The sequence below is a fragment of the Streptomyces sp. NPDC005805 genome (assembly GCF_040630445.1).
GTDB lineage: Bacteria > Actinomycetota > Actinomycetes > Streptomycetales > Streptomycetaceae > Streptomyces.
This window is the reverse complement of the sequence record NZ_JBEXXN010000035.1, coordinates 54,339-74,401: the sequence shown is the minus strand read 5'-3', so window position 1 is coordinate 74,401 and position 20,063 is coordinate 54,339. Positions and strand designations below refer to the sequence as shown.

General features: G+C 72.4%; 17 protein-coding genes. 3 read left to right on the top strand and 14 right to left on the bottom strand.

The annotated features are described in order from the left end of the window. The 3 genes from ABZ457_RS20065 to pgl all read left to right on the top strand — a co-directional run. A partial coding sequence (locus ABZ457_RS20065) for a glucose-6-phosphate dehydrogenase (RefSeq protein WP_359158967.1) occupies positions 1-772 on the top strand: 772 nt, incomplete at its 5' end. Beyond that, complete coding sequence (opcA, locus tag ABZ457_RS20060; protein ID WP_359158965.1) at positions 769-1,872, top strand: glucose-6-phosphate dehydrogenase assembly protein OpcA; 1,104 nt, start codon at positions 769-771, stop codon at positions 1,870-1,872. The genes ABZ457_RS20065 and opcA, both read left to right, overlap by 4 nt. Beyond that, positions 1,869-2,651: a 6-phosphogluconolactonase gene (pgl, locus tag ABZ457_RS20055; RefSeq protein WP_359158963.1), complete on the top strand. Its 783-nt coding sequence runs from the start codon at positions 1,869-1,871 to the stop codon at positions 2,649-2,651. Before opcA ends, pgl begins: the two co-directional genes overlap by 4 nt. A 101-nt stretch (positions 2,652-2,752) precedes the next feature. Here pgl and ABZ457_RS20050 read toward each other — a convergent pair whose 3' ends face one another. The 14 genes from ABZ457_RS20050 to uvrA form a co-directional block, all read right to left on the bottom strand. After that, positions 2,753-4,348 (bottom strand): PH domain-containing protein, encoded by a 1,596-nt coding sequence (locus tag ABZ457_RS20050; protein ID WP_359158961.1) that lies wholly within the window; start codon positions 4,346-4,348, stop codon positions 2,753-2,755. Next, positions 4,345-4,845 carry a PH domain-containing protein gene (locus ABZ457_RS20045; RefSeq protein WP_359158959.1) on the bottom strand — a complete coding sequence of 167 codons (501 nt, stop codon included), beginning with the start codon at positions 4,843-4,845 and terminating at the stop codon, positions 4,345-4,347. Before ABZ457_RS20045 ends, ABZ457_RS20050 begins: the two co-directional genes overlap by 4 nt. A gap of 3 nt (positions 4,846-4,848) precedes the next feature. Continuing rightward, complete coding sequence (gene pgi / locus ABZ457_RS20040; RefSeq protein WP_359158977.1) at positions 4,849-6,507, bottom strand: glucose-6-phosphate isomerase; 1,659 nt, start codon at positions 6,505-6,507, stop codon at positions 4,849-4,851. A gap of 189 nt (positions 6,508-6,696) precedes the next feature. Further along, on the bottom strand, positions 6,697-7,032 hold the full coding sequence (locus ABZ457_RS20035) for an RNA polymerase-binding protein RbpA (protein ID WP_003957010.1): 336 nt from the start codon (positions 7,030-7,032) through the stop codon (positions 6,697-6,699). A gap of 157 nt (positions 7,033-7,189) precedes the next feature. After that, a complete protein-coding gene (gene secG, locus ABZ457_RS20030; protein ID WP_359158975.1) occupies positions 7,190-7,420 on the bottom strand; it encodes a preprotein translocase subunit SecG in 231 nt (76 codons plus the stop codon). A 172-nt stretch (positions 7,421-7,592) separates the two neighbouring features. Further along, entirely contained in the window at positions 7,593-8,348 is a 756-nt protein-coding gene (gene tpiA / locus ABZ457_RS20025; protein ID WP_359158973.1) for a triose-phosphate isomerase, read from the bottom strand. 41 nt (positions 8,349-8,389) lie between these two features. Continuing rightward, on the bottom strand, positions 8,390-9,601 hold the full coding sequence (locus ABZ457_RS20020; protein WP_359158957.1) for a phosphoglycerate kinase: 1,212 nt from the start codon (positions 9,599-9,601) through the stop codon (positions 8,390-8,392). 129 nt (positions 9,602-9,730) lie between these two features. Further along, the gene (gene gap, locus ABZ457_RS20015) at positions 9,731-10,741 is read right to left on the bottom strand and encodes a type I glyceraldehyde-3-phosphate dehydrogenase (RefSeq protein ID WP_359158955.1); all 1,011 of its coding nucleotides are present in this window, start codon (positions 10,739-10,741) and stop codon (positions 9,731-9,733) included. A gap of 289 nt (positions 10,742-11,030) precedes the next feature. Beyond that, the gene (gene whiA / locus ABZ457_RS20010) at positions 11,031-12,020 is read right to left on the bottom strand and encodes a DNA-binding protein WhiA (protein WP_018848638.1); all 990 of its coding nucleotides are present in this window, start codon (positions 12,018-12,020) and stop codon (positions 11,031-11,033) included. Next, positions 12,011-13,048: a uridine diphosphate-N-acetylglucosamine-binding protein YvcK gene (gene yvcK, locus ABZ457_RS20005; RefSeq protein ID WP_359158952.1), complete on the bottom strand. Its 1,038-nt coding sequence runs from the start codon at positions 13,046-13,048 to the stop codon at positions 12,011-12,013. Before yvcK ends, whiA begins: the two co-directional genes overlap by 10 nt. Further along, the gene (gene rapZ, locus ABZ457_RS20000; protein WP_359158950.1) at positions 13,045-13,983 is read right to left on the bottom strand and encodes an RNase adapter RapZ; all 939 of its coding nucleotides are present in this window, start codon (positions 13,981-13,983) and stop codon (positions 13,045-13,047) included. Before rapZ ends, yvcK begins: the two co-directional genes overlap by 4 nt. Beyond that, positions 13,980-16,010 carry an excinuclease ABC subunit UvrC gene (uvrC, locus tag ABZ457_RS19995; protein WP_359158948.1) on the bottom strand — a complete coding sequence of 677 codons (2,031 nt, stop codon included), beginning with the start codon at positions 16,008-16,010 and terminating at the stop codon, positions 13,980-13,982. The genes rapZ and uvrC overlap by 4 nt, the downstream gene beginning before the upstream one ends. Positions 16,011-16,143: 133 nt before the next feature. Continuing rightward, the gene (locus ABZ457_RS19990; protein ID WP_359158946.1) at positions 16,144-16,572 is read right to left on the bottom strand and encodes a Rieske (2Fe-2S) protein; all 429 of its coding nucleotides are present in this window, start codon (positions 16,570-16,572) and stop codon (positions 16,144-16,146) included. Between the two features lie 453 nt (positions 16,573-17,025). After that, positions 17,026-20,019: an excinuclease ABC subunit UvrA gene (gene uvrA / locus ABZ457_RS19985; protein WP_359158944.1), complete on the bottom strand. Its 2,994-nt coding sequence runs from the start codon at positions 20,017-20,019 to the stop codon at positions 17,026-17,028. Between the last annotated feature and the right edge of the window lie 44 nt (positions 20,020-20,063).

The following is a 20,063-nucleotide window of genomic DNA, read 5'->3' as shown; positions in this document are numbered from 1 at the left end:
CGGCGCGGCCCGGGACGTCATCCAGAACCACCTCCTCCAGCTCCTCGCCCTGACCGCCATGGAGGAGCCCTCCTCCTTCGACGCGGACGCCCTGGCGGCGGAGAAGACCAAGGTCCTGGGCGCGGTGAAGCTGCCGAAGGACCTGGCGGAGAACGCGGTGCGGGCGCAGTACACGGCCGGCTGGCAGGGCGGCGAGAAGGCGGTCGGCTACCTCCAGGAGGAGGGCATCGACCCCGCCTCCACGACCGACGCCTACGCCGCGATCAAGCTGGAGATCGACAACCGCCGCTGGGCGGGCGTCCCCTTCTACCTGCGCACCGGCAAGCGGCTCGGGCGCCGGGTGACGGAGATCGCGGTGGTCTTCCAGCGCGCCCCGCACTCGCCGTTCGACTCCACCGCCACCGAGGAACTGGGCCAGAACGCCCTGGTCATCCGCGTCCAGCCGGACGAGGGCGTGACCATGCGCTTCGGCTCCAAGGTGCCCGGCACCTCGATGGAGGTCCGGGACGTGTCCATGGACTTCGCGTACGGCGAGTCGTTCACGGAGTCCAGCCCCGAGGCGTACGAGCGCCTGATCCTGGACGTCCTCCTCGGCGACTCCAACCTCTTCCCGCGCGTGGAGGAGGTCGAGCTGTCCTGGAAGATCCTCGACCCGATCGAGGAGTTCTGGGAGAGCAACGGCAAACCCGCGCAGTACCCGGCGGGCACCTGGGGCCCGGACGAGGCCGACGAGATGCTCGCACGAGACGGACGGAGCTGGCGCCGGCCATGAAGATCGACCTTACGGACACCACGGCCAGCAAGATCAACAAGGCGCTGGTGCAGGGCCGCCGCGCGATCGGCACCCCGGCCGTCGGCATGGTCCTCACCCTGGTCATCGTGACCGATGAGGAGAACGCCTACGACGCCCTGAAGGCGGCCAACGAGGCCTCCCGCGAGCACCCCTCGCGGACCCTCGTCGTCATCAAGCGCGTCTCGCGTTCGCCGCGCGACCGGGCGAAGGCCCGGCTGGACGCCGAGGTGCGGGTCGGCGCGGACGCCGGCACGGGCGAAACGGTCGTCCTGCGTCTCTACGGCGAGGTCGCCGACCACGCCCAGTCGGTGGTGTTGCCGCTGCTGCTGCCGGACGCCCCGGTGGTGGCCTGGTGGCCGGTGAACGCCCCGGCGGACCCGGCCTCCGACCCGCTGGGCGCGCTGGCCCAGCGCCGGGTGACGGACACCTACTCCGCGGTGGAGCCCGTGCGCGAGCTGGCCTCGCGGGCGCGGGCGTACACCCCCGGCGACACCGACCTGTCGTGGACCCGCATCACACCGTGGCGCTCGATGCTGGCCGCCGCGCTCGACCAGGTGGTCTGCGAGGTCACCGGGGTCGAGGTGGAGGGCGAGGAGTTCAACCCGAGCGTCGAACTGCTGGCGATGTGGCTGGCGGACCGGCTGGACGTGCCGGTGCTGCGCTCGCGCTCCTCGGGCCCGGGGCTGACCTCGGTCCGGATGGAGTCCACCTGCGGGCCGATCGTGCTGGACCGGGCGGACGGGGCGCTGGCGACCCTGTCCATCCAGGGCCAGCCGGACCGCGCGGTGGCCCTCAAGCGGCGGGACACCTCCGAGCTGATCGCGGAGGAGCTGCGCCGGCTGGACCCGGACGACACCTATGCCTCGGCGCTGCGCTTCGGTGTGGAGCGGCTGGGCGACGGGGCGGCGGCGTCCGCCACGTCGGCGCAGGCCCCGGCGGATTCCCCGGCCGGGGCGGAGGGCGTCGCAGACTCCGGCGGCTCGGCTGAGGCGGCCTCCTCCGACGGCAAGACCGCCGCCAGGAAGCCCGCCCCCGCGAAGCGCGCGGCGGCCGCGAACCGGAAGGCGGCGGCCAAGTGAGCGCCCCCCAGCTGGTCGTGCACCGCGACAAGGAGCTGATGGCCCAGGCCGCCGCGGCCCGGCTGATCACCCGGATCGTGGACGCCCAGGCCGCGCGCGGCACGGCCTCGGTGGTCCTCACCGGCGGCCGGAACGGCAACGGCCTGCTGGCGGCCCTGAGTTCGGCACCGGCCCGGGACGCGATCGACTGGTCGCGGCTCGACCTGTGGTGGGGCGACGAACGGTTCCTGCCGGAGGGCGACCCGGAGCGCAATGTCACGCAGGCCCGCGAGGCCCTGCTGGACGCCGTCCCGCTGGACCCGGCCCGGGTCCACGCCATGCCCGCCTCGGACGGGCCGTACGGCCCCGACGCGGACGACGCCGCCGCCGGGTACGCGGCCGAACTGGCCGCCGCGGCCGGTCCGGAGGACCACGGTCCGGTGCCGGTCTTCGACGTGCTGATGCTCGGCGTCGGCCCGGACACGCATGTGGCCTCGCTCTTCCCCGAGCTGCCGGCCGTCCGGGAGACCGAGCGCCCGGTGGTCGGGGTGCACGGCGCGCCGAAGCCCCCGCCGACCCGGGTCTCCCTGACCCTGCCGGCGATCCGGGCGGCCCGTGAGGTGTGGCTGCTGGCGGCGGGCGCGGACAAGGCGAAGGCGGTCCGTATCGCGCTGTCCGGGGCGGGCGAGGTGCAGGCCCCGGCGGCCGGGGCGTACGGCCGCGCGCGGACGCTGTGGCTGCTGGACTCGGCCGCCGCGTCGGAGCTGCCCCGGGACCTGCTGCCGCCCCCGGCGGCCTGACCCCGCCGGTCACCGCGTCCACGACGAGGCCCGGTCCGTTCCCCGTACGGGAGCGGACCGGGCCTCGTCGTCCCACCCGCACGCCCCCGCACGGGTGGGGCTCAGCTCAAGTCGCCGGGGCGCTCCAGGAAGGGCGCCAGCAGGTCCGGGACGGCCGCGTCGGCGAAGGCCAGGCCCTCGTCCCGGTCGGCGTCGTGGACCGCGTACGCGCCCGCGCCCGCCGCTGTGGTGGCCCACAGGGTCAGCAGGCCCGCGCGGCGCTGGAAGACGGACTGGCGGATGGTCCAGCCGATGATCCCGGTCCGCTGGAGGGCGACCGTGCTGCGGCGGACGCTGCCGGAGCGGGTGAGCAGATAGCCGCCCGAGACGGCGTGGCCGAGGGCCCGGTAGGCGTCCAGGGCGAGGAGTACGGCCACCGGGACGGCGACGGCGGCGAACCCGGCCGCGATCCACAGCAGGACGTCCGTGAGCAGCGCGCCGAGGAGGGCCGGCAGCCCGGCGGGGAGCAGGACGGCGGCCAGCGCCCAGCGCAGGCGCCTGCCGCGCGCCGCGCGGGGGTGGCGGACGAGGGCGGTCGCGGTGGGGGCGTCGGTCTCGCGGAGGACCTGGGCGCCGACCCGGTCGGCGAGGGCCCGGGGGACGGCGGGCAGCAGGACGTTCAGGTCGGCGTGCTTGTCCTTCTGCTCGGTGGCCAGGCCGGTGGCGACCGCGTCCAGCCGCGCCCCGCCGAAGAGCCGTACGCCGAGGGGTTCCACGAGGTCCACTCCGCGCAGCCGGCGTTCCTCGATCGATATCGAACGGGCGGTCAGCAGTCCGCGCCGGACGCGCAGGGTGCCGCCGGGTTCCCGTTCCAGCCGGTAGTTCCACCACATCTCGATCCACAGGCCGAGTGCGCCGACCACGCCCGCGACCAGGGCGGCGACCAGCAGCACCAGGACCGCCCAGACCAGCGGGGTGTCCCGGAAGCGGTCCTTCACCCAGTCGATGACCTCGCCCTGGGCCCCGAACCACTGGCTGACCTGCATCACCGCGCCGACGGCCGCGCCGCCGAGTACGGGGGCGACGAAGGAGACCGGGGCGTAGCGGATCCAGCGGAGGTCGAGCGCGGCGAGGGTGCCGTCCACCGGGACGGCCGCCCCGGCACCGGCCGGTCCGCGGTCCAGCAGTTCCCGCCGCAGCCGCTCCCCCTCGGCGCGGGACACGGCGTCCAGGACGAGGGTGGACTCGCCGCCGCCGGTGTGCTCTCCGGTCCCGATGCGGACCTTGACGAGGCCGAGGACGCGCAGCAGGAGGTTGGCGGTCAGGTCGACGCTGCGGATGCGCTCGCGGGCGAGTGAGCGGCGCTTGACGAGGAGCAGGCCGGTGCGCAGTTCGGCGCGGGCGGGGCCGATGCGGTAGCGGGTGCGGCGCCAGCGCACCCAGTCGGCGCCGGCGCCCGCCGCGATGAGCAGTACGGCGCCGGCCAGGACCCAGGCGAGGGCCCGCCCCAGGGGCATGCCGCCGGCGAGGCCGAGCAGGGTGGGCAGTCCGGCGCCGCAGGCGACGGAGGCCATGACGGCGGCGGTGGCCAGCACGGTCCGCCCGTGGAGCCGGGACCAGGGCGGGCCGGCGGGGGCCTCGGGGGCGGCGGCCCCCGGGTCGGTCGGGCCGGCGGGGGCGGCGGGGCCGGGCGCGGGGCCCGGGCCCGGGGTGCTCATGTCGCGTCCCCGGGCGTCGCCCCCGTGATCCGGGTGAGCTGCTCGGCGAGGTCCGCCGCCACCTCGTGGTCCAGGCCCTCGATCCGCAGCGCGCCCTTGGCGGAGGCCGTCGTCACCGTCACCGTGGCCAGCCGGAACGCCTGTTCCAGCGGTCCGCGCACGGTGTCCACGGTCTGGATGCGGGACATCGGCGCGATCCGCCACTCCTGCCAGATCGCGCCGGTGCGCACATACACCGCGTCCTCGGTGACCTCCCAGCGGTGCACCCGGTACCACCAGGCGGGGAAGAAGGCGGTGCAGGCGAGCCCGACCGCGCCGACGGCAGCCGCCGCGATCCACAGCCCGTTCCGGGCCGGGCCGATGAACGCGCCGAGGACCAGCAGGACACCCGCCGGCACGGCCGCGACCAGCAGACAGGTCACCCGCCACCAGTTGACCGCCCGCGGGTTGACCCGGTTGACCGGCGGCCGGAGCCGTACCGCCTCCTCCCCCCGCACGTCCTACCGCCCCCGCAGCGCCCGGTAGCGGGCGGCCAGGGCCGCGGTGGAGCTGTCCAGGTCCCCGCCGCCCTTCCCCTCGGTGAGCACGGGCTCGATGCGCTTGGCGAGGACCTTGCCCAGCTCGACGCCCCACTGGTCGAAGGAGTCGATGTTCCAGACCGCGCCCTGGACGAACACCTTGTGCTCGTACAGCGCGACGAGCTGGCCCAGCACCGAGGGGGTCAGTTCGTCGGCGAGGATCGTGGTCGTCGGGTGGTTGCCGCGGAAGGTCTTGTGCGGGACCAGTTCCTCGGGCACGCCCTCGGCCCGGACCTCCTCGGGGGTCTTGCCGAAGGCGAGGGCCTGGGTCTGGGCGAGGAAGTTGGCCATCAGCAGGTCGTGCTGGGGCACCAGCCCGTCCAGCAGTCCGGGCACGGGCCGGGCGAAGCCGATGAAGTCGGCCGGGATCAGCTTGGTGCCCTGGTGGATCAACTGGTAGTACGCGTGCTGCCCGTTGGTGCCGGGGGTGCCCCAGACCACGGGCCCGGTCTGCCAGTCGACGGGGTTGCCCTCGCGGTCCACGGACTTGCCGTTGGACTCCATGTCGAGCTGCTGGAGATAGGCGGTGAACTTCGACAGATAGTGCGAGTAGGGCAGGACGGCGTGCGACTGGGCGTCGTGGAAGTCGCCGTACCAGATGCCCAGCAGCCCCATCAGGAGCGGGGCGTTGGCCTCCGGCGGGGCGGTGCGGAAGTGTTCGTCGACGAGGTGGAAGCCGTCGAGCATCTCGCGGAAGCGGTCCGGCCCGATGGCGATCATCAGGGAGAGGCCGATGGCGGAGTCGTAGGAGTACCGGCCGCCGACCCAGTCCCAGAACTCGAACATGTTGGTGGTGTCGATGCCGAACTCCTCGACCTTCTCGGTGTTGGTCGAGAGGGCCGCGAAGTGCTTGGCCACGGCCTCCTGGCCGGCTCCGAGCCCGGCGAGCAGCCAGTCGCGGGCCGAGGTGGCGTTGGTGATCGTCTCGATGGTGGTGAAGGTCTTCGAGGCGACGATGAACAGCGTCTCGGCGGGGTCGAGTCCGTGCACGGCCTCGTGCAGGTCGGCGCCGTCGACGTTGGAGACGAAACGGACCGTCAGATCCCGCCGGGTGTAGCCGCGCAGCACCTCGAAGGCCATCGCCGGGCCCAGGTCGGAGCCGCCGATGCCGATGTTGACGATGTTGCGGAGGGGCCGGCCGGTGTGCCCGGTCCACTCCCCGGAGCGGACACGGTCGGCGAAGGCGGCCATCTTGTCGAGCACCGCGTGGACGGCCGGGACCACGTTCTCGCCGTCGACCTCGACCACCGCGTCGCGCGGGGCGCGCAGGGCGGTGTGCAGGACGGCCCGGTCCTCGGTGATATTGATCTTCTCGCCGCGGAACATGGCGTCACGCAGCTCGGCGACCCCGGTGGCACCGGCGAGTTCGCGCAGCAGGGAGAGCGTCTCGTCGGTGACGAGGTGCTTGGAGTAGTCGATGTACAGATCGCCGACCTGGAGGGTGTACCCGCTGCCGCGGTCCGGGTCGGCGGCGAACAGCTCGCGCAGGCCGGTGCCGTCGAGCTGCTCGCGGTGCTTGGCGAGAGCGGCCCATTCGGGCGTCCGGTTGAGCCTCGGCCGCGTAGGACGTTCTGCGTTCATCTCGGACATCAGCCCACTTCTTCTCGTACGTGCGTGCATGCCCCGCTGCGCCCCCAACCTAATTGATCAGGGCGGCGGGGGCCGACAACCACGGGGCGGTACGGCCGAGATGGGCCCCGGCGCACGGCCGGGAGGGGCCTGGAAACGCAGAAGTCCGGCCGTCACCCTTCGGTGTCCGGCCGGACGTCGTCAGATCTCGCCCCGCAGTTTGGCGAGCGCCTCCGCGAGGATCGCCTCGCCGTCCGCGTCGCTGCGCCGCTCGCGCACATAGGCGAGGTGGGTCTTGTAGGGCTCGGTGCGCGGCGGGTCCGGCGGGTTGTCCCGGTCCTGACCGGCCGGGAACCCGCACCGCGGGCAGTCCCAGGTGTCGGGGACCTGAGCGTCACTGGCGAAGCTCGGCTGCGTCTCGTGCCCGTTCGAGCACCAGAAGGAGATGCGCAGGCGCGGTGCGGACTCGCCCCGCTCCGCCTCGCCCATCGGCCCCGCTCCGACCCGGCTTCCCCGGATCGCGTTGCCACTTGCCACGGTCGTAACTCCCTGCGTGATGGTGCTGCACAGCGTCTCACAGCGCTGCGCCGCGAGTGCCCCAGTCTACGTAAGGCCCAACGGTCGTCCAGTGATTGGAGTGACACACCGGCCCGGGACGCCGTCGAAGTGGCGCAAGTGGGTACTGCGCGCGAGTCTAGCTATCCAGCTTCATCAGCAGACCGAGCACGACAATGCACGCGAACCAGATCAGACCGACCACGACGGTGATGCGGTCGAGGTTGCGCTCGGCGACCGAGGAACCGCCGACGGAGGACTGCATTCCGCCACCGAACATGTCGGAGAGGCCACCGCCCTTCCCCTTGTGCATCAGCACCAGCAGCATCAGCAGCAGACTGAAGACGATCAGGGCGATCGAGAACCCCATAACCACGGCTGGACCAACTTCCTCGGACTGATCGGTACGGAAAAGGAGCACGGAAAAGAACTGCGGGGGCGGGCCCGGGTGGGCCCGGCCCCCGCAAGGGTACGCCGGATCGGCGCTACGGCATACTCGCCGGTCGCGGCACCCGCCGGTTCACCGGCGGATCACCGGCGGCTCACTGGTCGCGGAACCGGACGATCTTCACGAACTCGTCCGCGTCCAGCGCCGCGCCGCCGACCAGGGCGCCGTCCACATCGGGCTGGGCCATGATCGCGGCCACGTTCCCGGCCTTGACCGAGCCGCCGTACTGGATGCGGACCTTGTCGGCCAGCTCCGGCGAGTACAGCTCGGCGAGCCGGCCGCGGATCGCGCCGCAGACCTCCTGGGCGTCCTCGGGGGTCGCCACCTCGCCGGTGCCGATGGCCCACACGGGCTCGTAGGCGATCACGACCGACTCGGCCTGCTCGGCCGGGACGTCCTTGAGGCCGCCGTCGACCTGGGCGAGGGTGTACGCGACCTGCTCGCCCGCCTTGCGGACGTCCAGGCCCTCGCCGACGCAGAGGATCGGGGTGAGGCCGTGCCGGTAGGCGGCCTTGACCTTGGCGTTACAGACCTCGTCGGTCTCGTTGTGGTACTGGCGGCGCTCGGAGTGGCCCACGGTGACGTAGGAGCACTTGAGCTTGGCCAGCATCGGGCCGGAGATCTCGCCGGTGTAGGCGCCCGAGTCGTGCGCCGACAGGTCCTGGGCGCCGTACTTGATCTTCAGCTTGTCGCCGTCGACCAGGGTCTGCACGGAGCGCAGGTCGGTGAAGGGCGGCAGTACGGCGACCTCGACGGCCTCGTAGTCCTTGTCCGCGAGGGCGAAGGCGAGCTTCTGGACGTGGGCGATGGCCTCCAGGTGGTTGAGGTTCATCTTCCAGTTGCCCGCCATCAGCGGGGTACGGCCCTGAGCGGGTGCTTCAGTCACTTTGTTCAGTCCTCCAGTGCGGCGAGCCCGGGAAGCGTCTTGCCCTCGAGGTATTCGAGGCTCGCGCCGCCGCCGGTCGAAATATGGCCGAATGCATTCTCGTCGAAGCCCAGGATCCGCACGGCGGCGGCGGAGTCCCCGCCGCCCACCACGGAGAAGGCCGGGGAGTCGACGAGCGCCTGGGCCACGGCCTTGGTGCCCTCGGCGTAGTCGGGGTGCTCGAAGACGCCCATCGGCCCGTTCCAGAAGACGGTGGCCGCGTCGGCGAGCTTCGCCGCGTACAGCTTGCGGGTCTCGGGGCCGATGTCCAGCCCCTCCTGGTCGGCCGGGATCGCGTCCGCGGCGACCGTGGTGGGGTTCGCCGGGGCCTTGGTCTTCAGGTCCGGGAACTCGGGGGCGACCAGCACGTCGACGGGGAGCACGAACTCCACACCGCGCTGCTCGGCGCGCTTGAGGTACTCCTGGACCGCCGGGACCTGGTCCTCCTGGAGGAGCGAGATGCCGACCTCGTGGCCCTGGGCCTTGAGGAAGGTGTACGCCATGCCGCCGCCGATCAGGATGCGGTCGGCCTTCTCCAGCAGGTGGTCGATCACCCCGAGCTTGTCGGAGACCTTGGCGCCGCCGAGGACGACCGCGTAGGGGCGCTCGACGTTCTCGGTGAGGCGCTTGAGGACGGAGACCTCGTTCGCGATGAGGTAGCCGGCGGCGTGCGGCAGGCGGGCGGGCAGGTCGAAGACGGAGGCGTGCCTGCGGTGCACCGCGCCGAAGCCGTCGCCGACGTAGAGGTCCGCGAGGGCGGCGAGGCGGTCCGCGAAGGCGCCGCGCTCGGCGTCGTCCTTGGCGGTCTCACCGGGGTTGAAGCGCAGGTTCTCCAGGACGGCGACCTGTCCGTCCGCGAGTCCGGCCACCACCCGCTGCGCGGACTCGCCGACCGTGTCGGTGGCGAACGCGACCTCGGCGCCGAGCAGTTCACCGAGGCGGGCGGCGGCCGGGGCGAGCGAGAAGGCCGGGTCCGGGGCGCCCTTGGGGCGGCCGAGGTGGGAGGCGACGACGACCCGGGCGCCGGCCTCGGCGAGCTTCGCGACGGTCGGCAGGACGGCGCGGATACGGCCGTCGTCGGTGATCGTGGTGCCGTCCAGCGGCACATTCAGGTCGGCACGGACGAAGACGCGCTTGCCGGCGACCCCGTCGGCCAGCAACTCGTCGATGGTCTTCATGTGGTTACGGCTCCTCGAAACTGCACGGTCGAACGGCACGGAGAAGGGCCCGGGCGGCGCGGCGTTGCGCTGCCCGAGCCCTGACTCACATCTGGGTGCTCTCGCTGCGGATCAGGTCGGACCCGTATATCAGAGCTGCTCGCCGACGAAGACGGTGAGGTCCACCAGACGGTTGGAGTAGCCCCACTCGTTGTCGTACCAGCCGAGGATCTTCACCGAGTTGCCCTCCTGGACCATCGTCAGGGAGGCGTCGAAGGTGCAGGAGGCCGGGTCGCCGACGATGTCCGAGGAGACGATCTGGTCCTCGGTGTAGAACAGGACGCCCTTGAGGTCGCCGTCGTCGGCGGCCTTCTTGAACGCGGCGTTGACCTCGTCCTTGGTGACCTCGCGCTGGAGGGTGACGACCAGGTCGGTGGCGGAGCCGGTGGGGACCGGGACGCGCATCGCGATGCCGTCGAGCTTGCCCTTGAGCTGCGGGAGGACCAGGGCGGTGGCCTTGGCGGCACCGGTGGTGGTCGGGATGATGTTCTCGGCGGCGGCGCGGGCGCGGCGGAGGTCCTTGTGCGGGAAGTCCAGGATGCGCTGGTCGTTGGTGTAGGCGTGGACCGTCGTCATCAGGCCCTTGACGATGCCGAAGTTCTCGTCGAGCACCTTGGCCATCGGCGCCACGCAGTTGGTGGTGCAGGAGGCGTTGGAGATGATGTTGTGCGCCGCCGGATCGTACTTGTCCTGGTTGACGCCCATCACGATGGTGATGTCCTCGTCCTTGGCCGGGGCCGAGATGAGGACCTTCTTCGCGCCACCGGCGAGGTGCTTCTCCGCGTCGGCCTTGCCGGTGAAGATGCCGGTCGACTCGATGACGATGTCGACGCCCAGCTCGCCCCACGGGATGTCGGCGGGGTTGCGCTCGGACAGGACCTTGATGGTGTGGCCGTCCACGGTGATGGTGTCGGCGGTGTGGGACACCTCGGCCTTGAGGCGGCCCAGGATGGTGTCGTACTTCAGCAGGTGAGCGGTGGTCGCGGTGTCACCCAGGTCGTTGACAGCCACGATCTCGATGTCAGCACCCTGCTCCAGCAGCGCGCGGAAGTAGTTACGACCGATGCGGCCAAAGCCGTTGATGCCTACGCGGATCGTCACGAACCGATCTCCTCGTCAGGTACGCCGGCCGTTGCCAGCCGGCGAGTTTTATAGGGATGTCCCCGACCGCCTCCGACCCTACCGCTCCGAGGGCCGCGTGGTGACATCGAGAGGCGTACGTATGCCGCGGGCCGCACCTTACCGGCCAGTAATCGCCCGGACCGGCCGAAACCGCTCGCATGAGCGGCCCTCCGCACACAAGACCGCCGGTGCCCGAACTGGGCACCGGCGGTGGGGAGTTGGGGGTGTCCGGCGGCTCCGGCGAAAGGAGTGCGCGGCCTCGGAGGGATCAGCCGACGAGGCCCTCCGCCATCTCCTCGGAGAGATTGGACTCGGTGCCCGGGATGCCCAGATCCTGGGCGCGCTTGTCCGCCATCGCCAGCAGCCGCCGGATACGGCCGGCGACCGCGTCCTTGGTCAGCGGCGGGTCGGCGAGGGCGCCCAGCTCCTCCAGGGACGCCTGCTTGTGTTCCATGCGCAGCCGGCCGGCCGCGGCGAGGTGCTCGGGCACCTCCTCACCGAGGATCTCCAGGGCGCGCTGCACCCGGGCCCCGGCGGCCACCGCCGCACGGGCGGAGCGGCGCAGGTTGGCGTCGTCGAAGTTGGCCAGCCGGTTCGCGGTGGCCCGGACCTCGCGCCGCATCCGGCGCTCCTCCCAGGCGAGCACCGACTCGTGCGCGCCCAGCCGCGTCAGCAGCGCGCCGATCGCGTCGCCGTCACGGACGACGACCCGGTCCACCCCGCGCACCTCGCGCGCCTTGGCAGCGATGGAGAGCCGCCGGGCCGCGCCCACCAGCGCGAGGGCGGCCTCCGGGCCGGGGCAGGTGACCTCCAGGGAGGAGGAGCGGCCGGGCTCGGTCAGCGAGCCGTGCGCGAGGAACGCGCCCCGCCAGGCCGCCTCGGCGTCGCAGGTGGCGCCGGAGACGACCTGCGGGGGCAGGCCGCGGATCGGCCGGCCGCGGCCGTCCACCAGGCCGGTCTGGCGGGCGAGCTGGTCGCCGCCGGCGACGACCCGCACCACGAAGCGCGAACCGCGGCGCAGCCCGCCGGGAGCCATCACCATCAGCTCGGAGCTGTGACCGAAGATCTCCAGGATGTCCCGCTTGAGGCGGCGGGCGGCGATGCCCGTGTCCAGCTCCGCCTCGATCACGATGCGGCCGCTGACCAGGTGCAGACCGCCGGCGAACCGCAGGATCGCCGAGACCTCGGCCTTTCTGCAGCAGGTCCGGGTGACGGGGAGCCGGGAGATCTCGTCCTTCACCGCTGCCGTCATCGCCATGGGCCGATCCTTCCATGCATCCGGAAAATACGGTCGTACGCGGCGGCCAACAGCTCCGGATCATGCTTCGGAACGCCGTCGGGAGAGGCCACCGGAGCCAGCTCGACCGCGGCGGACAGCCGCTTCGCGGCATCGTCGAGCGCCGCGCGGTCGGGCACCGCGGCCTCGTCGGCCAGCACCACGTCCAGGGCGAGTTTAGGGGCGTGTCGTGCCAAAACCTCCACATGACGCTGCGGGGAGAAGCCGGAGGTTTCCCCGGGCTGGGGCGCGAGGTTGAGGGAGAGAACCCGCCGCGCCCTGGTCTCCACCAGGGCATCCAGCAGTTCCGGGACCAGTAGGTGGGGGATGACCGAGGAGAACCAGGAACCGGGGCCCAGAACCACCCAGTCGGCGTCAAGGACGGCCTCCACGGCCTCCGGGACGGCGGGCGGATTGTGCGGCACCAGATGGACCGACTGCACCTCCCCCGGCGTCAGCGCCACGGTCGCCTGGCCGCGGACCGTGTCCACCTCGCCGGGGCGCTCGGGGTCGTGGCCGCGCACCAGCGCCTGGAGCTCCAGGGGCACGGCGGACATCGGCAGCACCCGGCCGTGCGCGCCCAGCAGCTTGCCGACCAGGTCGAGGGCGCGCACCGGGTCCCCGCCGAGCTGCTCCCACAGGGCCACGATCAGCAGATTGCCGACCGCGTGGCCGTGCAGGTCGCCCTGGGTGCGGAAGCGGTGCTGGATGACGCGGGCCCAGGTCTGGCCCCAGTCGTCGTCCCCGCACAGGGCGGCCAGCGCCTTGCGCAGATCGCCCGGGGGCAGCACGCCCAGCTCCTCGCGGAGCCGGCCGCTGGAGCCGCCGTCGTCGGCGACCGTGACCACGGCGGTCAGGTCGCCGGTGATGCGGCGCAGGGCCGCGAGCGACGCGGACAGGCCCATGCCGCCGCCGAGGGCGACGACCTTGGGCTGCGCGCCGCGCTTCCGTGCGAGCGGTGTGTGCGCGCTCCGGCGCAGCCGCCGCAGACGGAGGGTGCGTCCGGTCACTCGCGCCCCATGTCCCGGTGCACGACCACCGTCTCGACTCCGGCGGCGGACAGCCGGGCGGCCAGCTTCTCGGCCGTGGCGACCGAGCGGTGCTTGCCGCCGGTGCAGCCCACGGCGATGGTGACGTACCGCTTGCCCTCGCGGCGGTAGCCGGCGGCGATCAGCTGGAGCAGCTCCGTGTAGCGGTCCAGGAACTCCTTGGCGCCGGGCTGGTTGTAGACGTAGTTGGACACCTCTTCGTTCAGCCCGGTGAAGGGGCGCAGCTCGGGCACCCAGTGCGGGTTGGGCAGGAACCGCATGTCCACAACGAGGTCGGCGTCGACCGGGAGGCCGTACTTGAAGCCGAAGGACATCACCGTGGCCCGCAGCTCGGGCTCCTCGTCGCCGGCGAACTGGGCGTCCATCTTGGCGCGCAGCTCGTGGACGTTGAGGCTGGAGGTGTCGATCACGAGGTCGGCGTCGCCGCGCAGTTCGCGCAGCAGGTCCCGCTCGGCGGCGATGCCGTCGGTGATGCGGCCGTCGCCCTGGAGGGGGTGCGGGCGGCGCACCGACTCGAAGCGGCGCACCAGGGCGTCGTCCGAGGACTCCAGGAAGACGATCCGGCGGGTGACCTGCTTGGCGTCGAGATCGGCCAGGGACTCGCGGAGGTTGTCGAAGAACCGCCGGCCGCGCACGTCGACCACGACCGCGATGCGGGCCACATTGCCCTGGGAGCGGGCGCCCAGCTCCACCATGGTCGGGATCAGCGCGGGCGGCAGGTTGTCCACGACGAACCAGCCGAGGTCCTCCAGGCACTTGGCCGCCGTGCTGCGACCCGCTCCGGACATGCCGGAGATGATCACCAGCTCAGGGATGGCCGCGTCCGCGGCGGCTTCGGGCTCGGCCGCATTGCCCGTACTCACGTCTGCTGCTCCGTCTCCGTCGTGCTCGGTCATGTCGTGGGGCCCCCGTCGTTCTCTTCCATGATCTCTCCTGTGGCCGTGTTCACGGCGGGTCCGGCCGGAACCGCCCCGGCGAGGGCCACGACGACGGACTCGGCCGTCTTGCGCCCCATGCCCGGGACCTCGCAGATCTGCTCGATTGTCGCCTGCCGCAGCCGCTTCACCGAGCCGAAATGCTTGATCAGCGCTTGTTTCCGGGTCTCGCCGAGCCCGGGGACCGCGTCCAGCGGGCTGGTGCGGATGCGTTTGGTCCGCTTGGAGCGCTGGTAGCGGATGGCGAAGTCGTGCGCGGTGTCACGGACCCGTTGCAGCAGGTAGAGGCCCTCGCTGGTGCGGGGCATCACCACCGGGTCGTCCTCCCCGGGCAGCCAGACCTCCTCCAGGCGCTTGGCGAGGCCGCAGACGGCGACGTCGTCGATGCCCAGTTCGTCCAGGGCGCGGCGGGCGGCGGCCACCTGGGGCTGTCCGCCGTCGACCACGACGAGCTGCGGCGGGTAGGCGAACTTCCGGGGGCGGCCGTCGTCCTCGACCGGGCCGCCGGCGCCCTGCGCCTCCTCCGCCGGGTCGTCCTCGCCGATCCACTCCCCCGTGCGGTCCTTCTCCGCGAGGTAGCGGCGGAAGCGGCGGGTGACCACCTCGTGCATGGAGCGGACGTCGTCCTGGCCCTCGCCGTGCCAGAGCCGGGTGTCCCCGGCCCGGCCCTTGATCTGGAAGCGGCGGTACTCGCTCTTGCGGGGCAGGCCGTCCTCGAAGACGACCATGGAGGCGACCACGTCGTCCCCCTGGAAGTGGGAGATGTCGAAGCACTCGATGCGCAGCGGCGCGGAGTCCAGGCCGAGGGCCTCGGCGATCTCCTCCAAGGCGCGGGAGCGGGTGGTGAGGTCGCTGGCGCGCTTGGTCTTGTGCAGGGCCAGGGCCTGCTGGGCGTTGCGCCCGACGGTCTCCATCAGCGCCTTCTTGTCACCGCGCTGCGGGACGCGGAGGGAGACGTTCGAACCGCGCCGGCCGGTGAGCCACTCGGTGACGGCGGTCTCGTCCTCCGGGAGGGCGGGGACCAGGACCTCCTTGGGCACCGCGTCGCCGGTCTCCTCGCCGTAGAGCTGCTGGAGGGCGTGCTCGACCAGGCCGGCGGTGTCCACGTTCTCGACCTTGTCGGTGACCCAGCCGCGCTGGCCGCGGACCCGGCCGCCGCGGACGTGGAAGATCTGGACGGCGGCCTCCAGTTCGTCCTCGGCGAGGGCGATGAGGTCGGCGTCGGTGGCGTCGGCGAGGACGACCGCGTTCTTCTCCAGGGCGCGGCGCAGGGCCTCTATGTCGTCCCGGAGGCGGGCGGCCCTCTCGTACTCCATCTCCTCGGCGGCCTCGGTCATCCGCCGCTCCAGGCGGCGCAGATAGGCGCCGGTGCGGCCGGCCATGAAGTCGCAGAACTCCTCGGCGAGTTCGCGGTGCTCCTCGGGGGTGACCCGGCCGACGCAGGGGGCCGAGCACTTGCCGATGTACCCCAGCAGGCAGGGCCGGCCCTTCTGGACGTGGTTGCGGAACACGCCCGCGGAGCAGGTGCGGACGGGGAAGACACGCAGCATCAGGTCGACCGTCTCGCGGATGGCCCAGGCGTGGCCGTACGGGCCGAAGTAGCGCACGCCCTTGCGCTTGGCGCCGCGCATCACCTGGACGCGGGGGAACTCCTCGTTCAGCGTGACCGCGAGGTAGGGGTAGCTCTTGTCGTCGCGGTACTTGACGTTGAAGCGGGGGTCGAACTCCTTGATCCAGGAGTACTCCAGCTGGAGCGCCTCGACCTCGGTGGAGACGACCGTCCACTCGACGGAGGCGGCGGTGGTGACCATGGTGCGGGTGCGCGGGTGGAGGCCGGCCAGGTCCTGGAAGTAGTTGGCCAGCCGCTGGCGCAGGCTCTTGGCCTTGCCGACGTAGATCACCCGGCGGTGCTCGTCACGGAACCTGTAGACCCCCGGCGAGTCGGGGATCTGTCCCGGCTTGGGGCGGTAGCTGGAGGGGTCTGCCATGCCGACCACCCTACTGGCGGGCACGGACAGCGCGGGGCCGTCCCGGCAGGGACATGACCAGCGAGTTCGGGCGGTCCGGGTGGGGGGCGCGGGCGGGTGGGGCCCGGCCGGGGGCGGGCAGGGTCGGGCCGGGTTACGCCTCCGGGCCCGCGACGAGCCGGCCGCCCTCGGCGCGGACCGGGACGGCGGGCAGGGGCACGGTCGCCGGGCCCTTGAGCGCCTTGCCGGTGGTCACGTCGAAGCGGCTGCCGTGGCAGGGGCAGTTGCCCTCGGTGCCCTCCACCTTGTCGAGCACGCAGCCGGCGTGGGTGCACTGGGCGCTGAACGCCTTGTACTCGCCCTCGGCCGGGCAGTGCACGAGGAGGCGCTGCTCGCGGTAGAGGCGGGTGCCGCCGACCGGGACCGCGTCGGCGGCGCCCAGGTCGACCGGCACGGTGGGGGTGGGGACCTGGGCGTGGCCGAGCTTGGACTCCGTGGAGCAGGCGGCCGCGCCGAGGCCGGCCGCCCCGGCGAGGGCCGCGCCCTTCAGGACGGTGCGGCGGGCGGTCGGCTGGCCGGGCATGGGGACTCCACAGGTCGTCGCGCCGGGCCGCGCGGGACGCGCCTCGGCTGGTACGGCCCCGACGATACCGGCGCAGACCGGACCCCCCGAGACCGGGTCGGCCCACCCCTGCCGGGAGCTCGCCGGGGCGGGGGCGCGCCGACGGAGCACCAGGCCGGGCGGGTGCGCCCTGCCGACTGCTGCGCTGCCCGGGGCCGCCCCACGTCACGGGGTCGGCCCGGGGTGAACCCGCTCGCCCCGCCTGGCGAGGCACCCGCGTCTGCGAAGTGCCGGCCCGGAGCCGCACCGCACCGCGTCGCGGGGCGCCAGGCCGGACCCGGATCCGGGTCCGGGTCCGGGCGATCCGCGTCACGACACGCGGCCCGGACCGGCCCGGTCCAGGTGCGCGCCGCACCCGGTCCGCACGGCCCGGCACGGGTGCGGGCGCCCGCCGGGCGGCGGGCCCGGCCCCCGTCAGGCTTTGCGCTGGCGCGGGGTGCGCGCCGCCGTCGTCGTCTTCTTGGCGCCGGTCGCGGCCTTCGCCGCCCCCTTCGCCCCGCCGGCGGTCGTCTTGCGCGCCCGGCCGCCCCGCGCGGGCGCGGGCGCCGCCGCGTCGCTGATGCGGTCCGCGTCCAGGATGTCCCGCAGGAACTTGCCGGTGTGGCTGGCCGGGACCCCCGCGACCTCCTCCGGGGTGCCCTCGGCGATCACCAGGCCGCCGCCGCTGCCGCCCTCGGGGCCCATGTCCACGACCCAGTCCGCCGTCTTGATCACATCGAGGTTGTGCTCGATGACGATCACCGTGTTGCCCTTGTCGACCAGCCCCGAGAGGACCTTGATCAGCTTGCTGATGTCCTCGAAGTGGAGACCGGTCGTCGGCTCGTCCAGGACGTAGACCGTGCGGCCGGTGGACCGCTTCTGGAGCTCCGAGGCGAGCTTCACCCGCTGCGCCTCGCCGCCGGAGAGCGTCGGGGCGGGCTGCCCGAGGCGGACGTACCCGAGGCCGACCTCGTTGAGGGTGCGCAGATGGCGGGAGATGGTCGGCACCGCCTCGAAGAAGTCGAGCGCCTCCTCGATCGGCATGTCCAGCACCTCGGCGATGGACTTGCCCTTGTAGTGCACCTCCAGCGTCTCGCGGTTGTAGCGCGCCCCGTGGCAGACCTCGCAGGGGACGTACACGTCCGGCAGGAAGTTCATCTCGATCTTGATGGTGCCGTCGCCCGAGCAGTTCTCGCAGCGGCCGCCCTTGACGTTGAAGGAGAAGCGCCCCGGCAGATAGCCGCGGACCTTCGCCTCCATGGTCTCCGCGAAGAGCTTGCGGACGTTGTCGAAGACGCCCGTGTACGTCGCCGGGTTGGAGCGCGGGGTGCGGCCGATGGGCGACTGGTCGACATGGACGACCTTGTCGACCAGGTCGTCCCCGTCGACGCGGGTGTGGCGCCCGGGGACCGACTTCGCGCCGTTCAGCTCGCGGGCGAGGTGGGTGTAGAGGATGTCGTTGACCAGGGTCGACTTGCCCGAGCCGGAGACCCCGGTGACGGCGGTGAGGACGCCGAGCGGGAAGGACACGTCGATGTCCCGGAGGTTGTTCTCCCGGGCGCCGTGGACGGTGAGGCGGCGCGCGGGGTCGACGGGCCGGCGCAGCTCCGGGGTGGGGATGGACCGCTTCCCCGCGAGGTACTGGCCGGTCATCGATTCCTTGTTGCGCAGCAGCTCCTTCAAGGTGCCCGAGTGGACGACCTTGCCGCCGTGCTCACCCGCGCCGGGGCCGATGTCCACGACCCAGTCCGCGACCTTGATGGTGTCCTCGTCGTGCTCGACGACGATCAGGGTGTTGCCCATGTCGCGCAGCCGGACCAGGGTCTCGATGAGCCGGTGGTTGTCGCGCTGGTGCAGGCCGATGGAGGGCTCGTCCAGCACATAGAGGACGCCGACCAGGCCGGAGCCGATCTGGGTGGCGAGCCGGATGCGCTGCGCCTCGCCGCCGGAGAGGGTGCCCGCGGCGCGGTTGAGGGAGAGGTAGTCCAGGCCGACGTCGACCAGGAAGCGCAGCCGTTCGTTGACCTCCTTGAGGACCCGTTCGGCGATCTTCTTGTCGCGGGCGTTCAGCCGGAGGCGGCCGAGGAAGTCGGCGCAGTCGCTGATCGACATCGCGGAGACCTCCGCGATGGACTTCTCCATCACGGTGACCGCGAGCACGATCGGCTTGAGGCGGGTGCCCTCGCAGGTGGGGCAGGGCACCTCGCGCATGTACCCCTCGAAGCGCTCGCGGCTGGAGTCGCTCTCGGCCTCGGAGTGCCGCCGCTTGACGAACTGCACGGCGCCCTCGAAGGCGGGGGTGGTGTAGGCGCGTTCGCGGCCGTAGCGGTTGCGGTAGCGGACCTCGACCTGGGTCTTGTGGCCGTACAGCAGGGCCTTCTTGGCGCGGGCGGGCAGCCCGGCCCAGGGGATGTCGGTGCGGAAGCCGAGGGCCTGCGAGAGCCCTCCGATCAGGCGCCCGAAGTACTCCTTGGTGTGGCCGTGCGACCAGGGGTGGATCGCGCCCTCGTCCAGGGACTTGTCCTCGTCCGGGACGATCAGCTCGGGGTCGACCTCCATACGGGTGCCGATGCCGGTGCAGTCCGGGCAGGCGCCGAAGGGCGAGTTGAACGAGAAGGACCGGGGCTCCAGCTCCTCGAACGACAGGTCGTCGTAGGGGCAGTAGAGGTGCTCCGAGTACATCCGCTCGCGCTCGGGGTCGTCCTCGGCCAGGTCGACGAAGTCGAGGACGACCATGCCGCCGGAGAGCCCGAGGGCGGTCTCCACCGAGTCGGTCAGCCGTCGCTTGGCGCTCTCCTTGACGGTGAGGCGGTCCACGACCACCTCGATGGTGTGCTTCTCCTGCTTCTTCAGCGCGGGCGGCTCGGCGAGCTGGACGGTCTGCCCGTCGACCCGGGCCCGGCTGTACCCCTTGGTCTGGAGGTCGGAGAAGAGGTCGACGAACTCGCCCTTGCGCTCGCGCACCAGCGGGGAGAGGACCTGGAAGCGGCTGCCCTCGGGCAGGGCCAGCACCTTGTCCACGATCGCCTGCGGCGACTGGCGGGAGATGGGCCGGCCGCACTCGGGGCAGTGCGGCTTGCCGATCCGGGCGAAGAGGAGCCGGAGGTAGTCGTAGACCTCGGTGATGGTGCCGACCGTGGAGCGGGGGTTCCGGGAGGTCGACTTCTGGTCGATCGAGACGGCCGGGGAGAGGCCCTCGATGAAGTCGACGTCCGGCTTGTCCATCTGGCCGAGGAACTGCCGGGCGTAGGAGGAGAGCGACTCGACGTAGCGGCGCTGCCCCTCGGCGAAGATCGTGTCGAAGGCGAGGGACGACTTGCCCGACCCCGAGAGCCCGGTGAAGACGATGAGGGAGTCCCGCGGGAGGTCGAGCGAGACGTTCTTCAGATTGTGCTCGCGCGCGCCACGCACGATGAGACGGTCGGCCACGCCGGTCCGCACCTTTCTTGAGAGAAGCGGAGGCACAGCCCCCG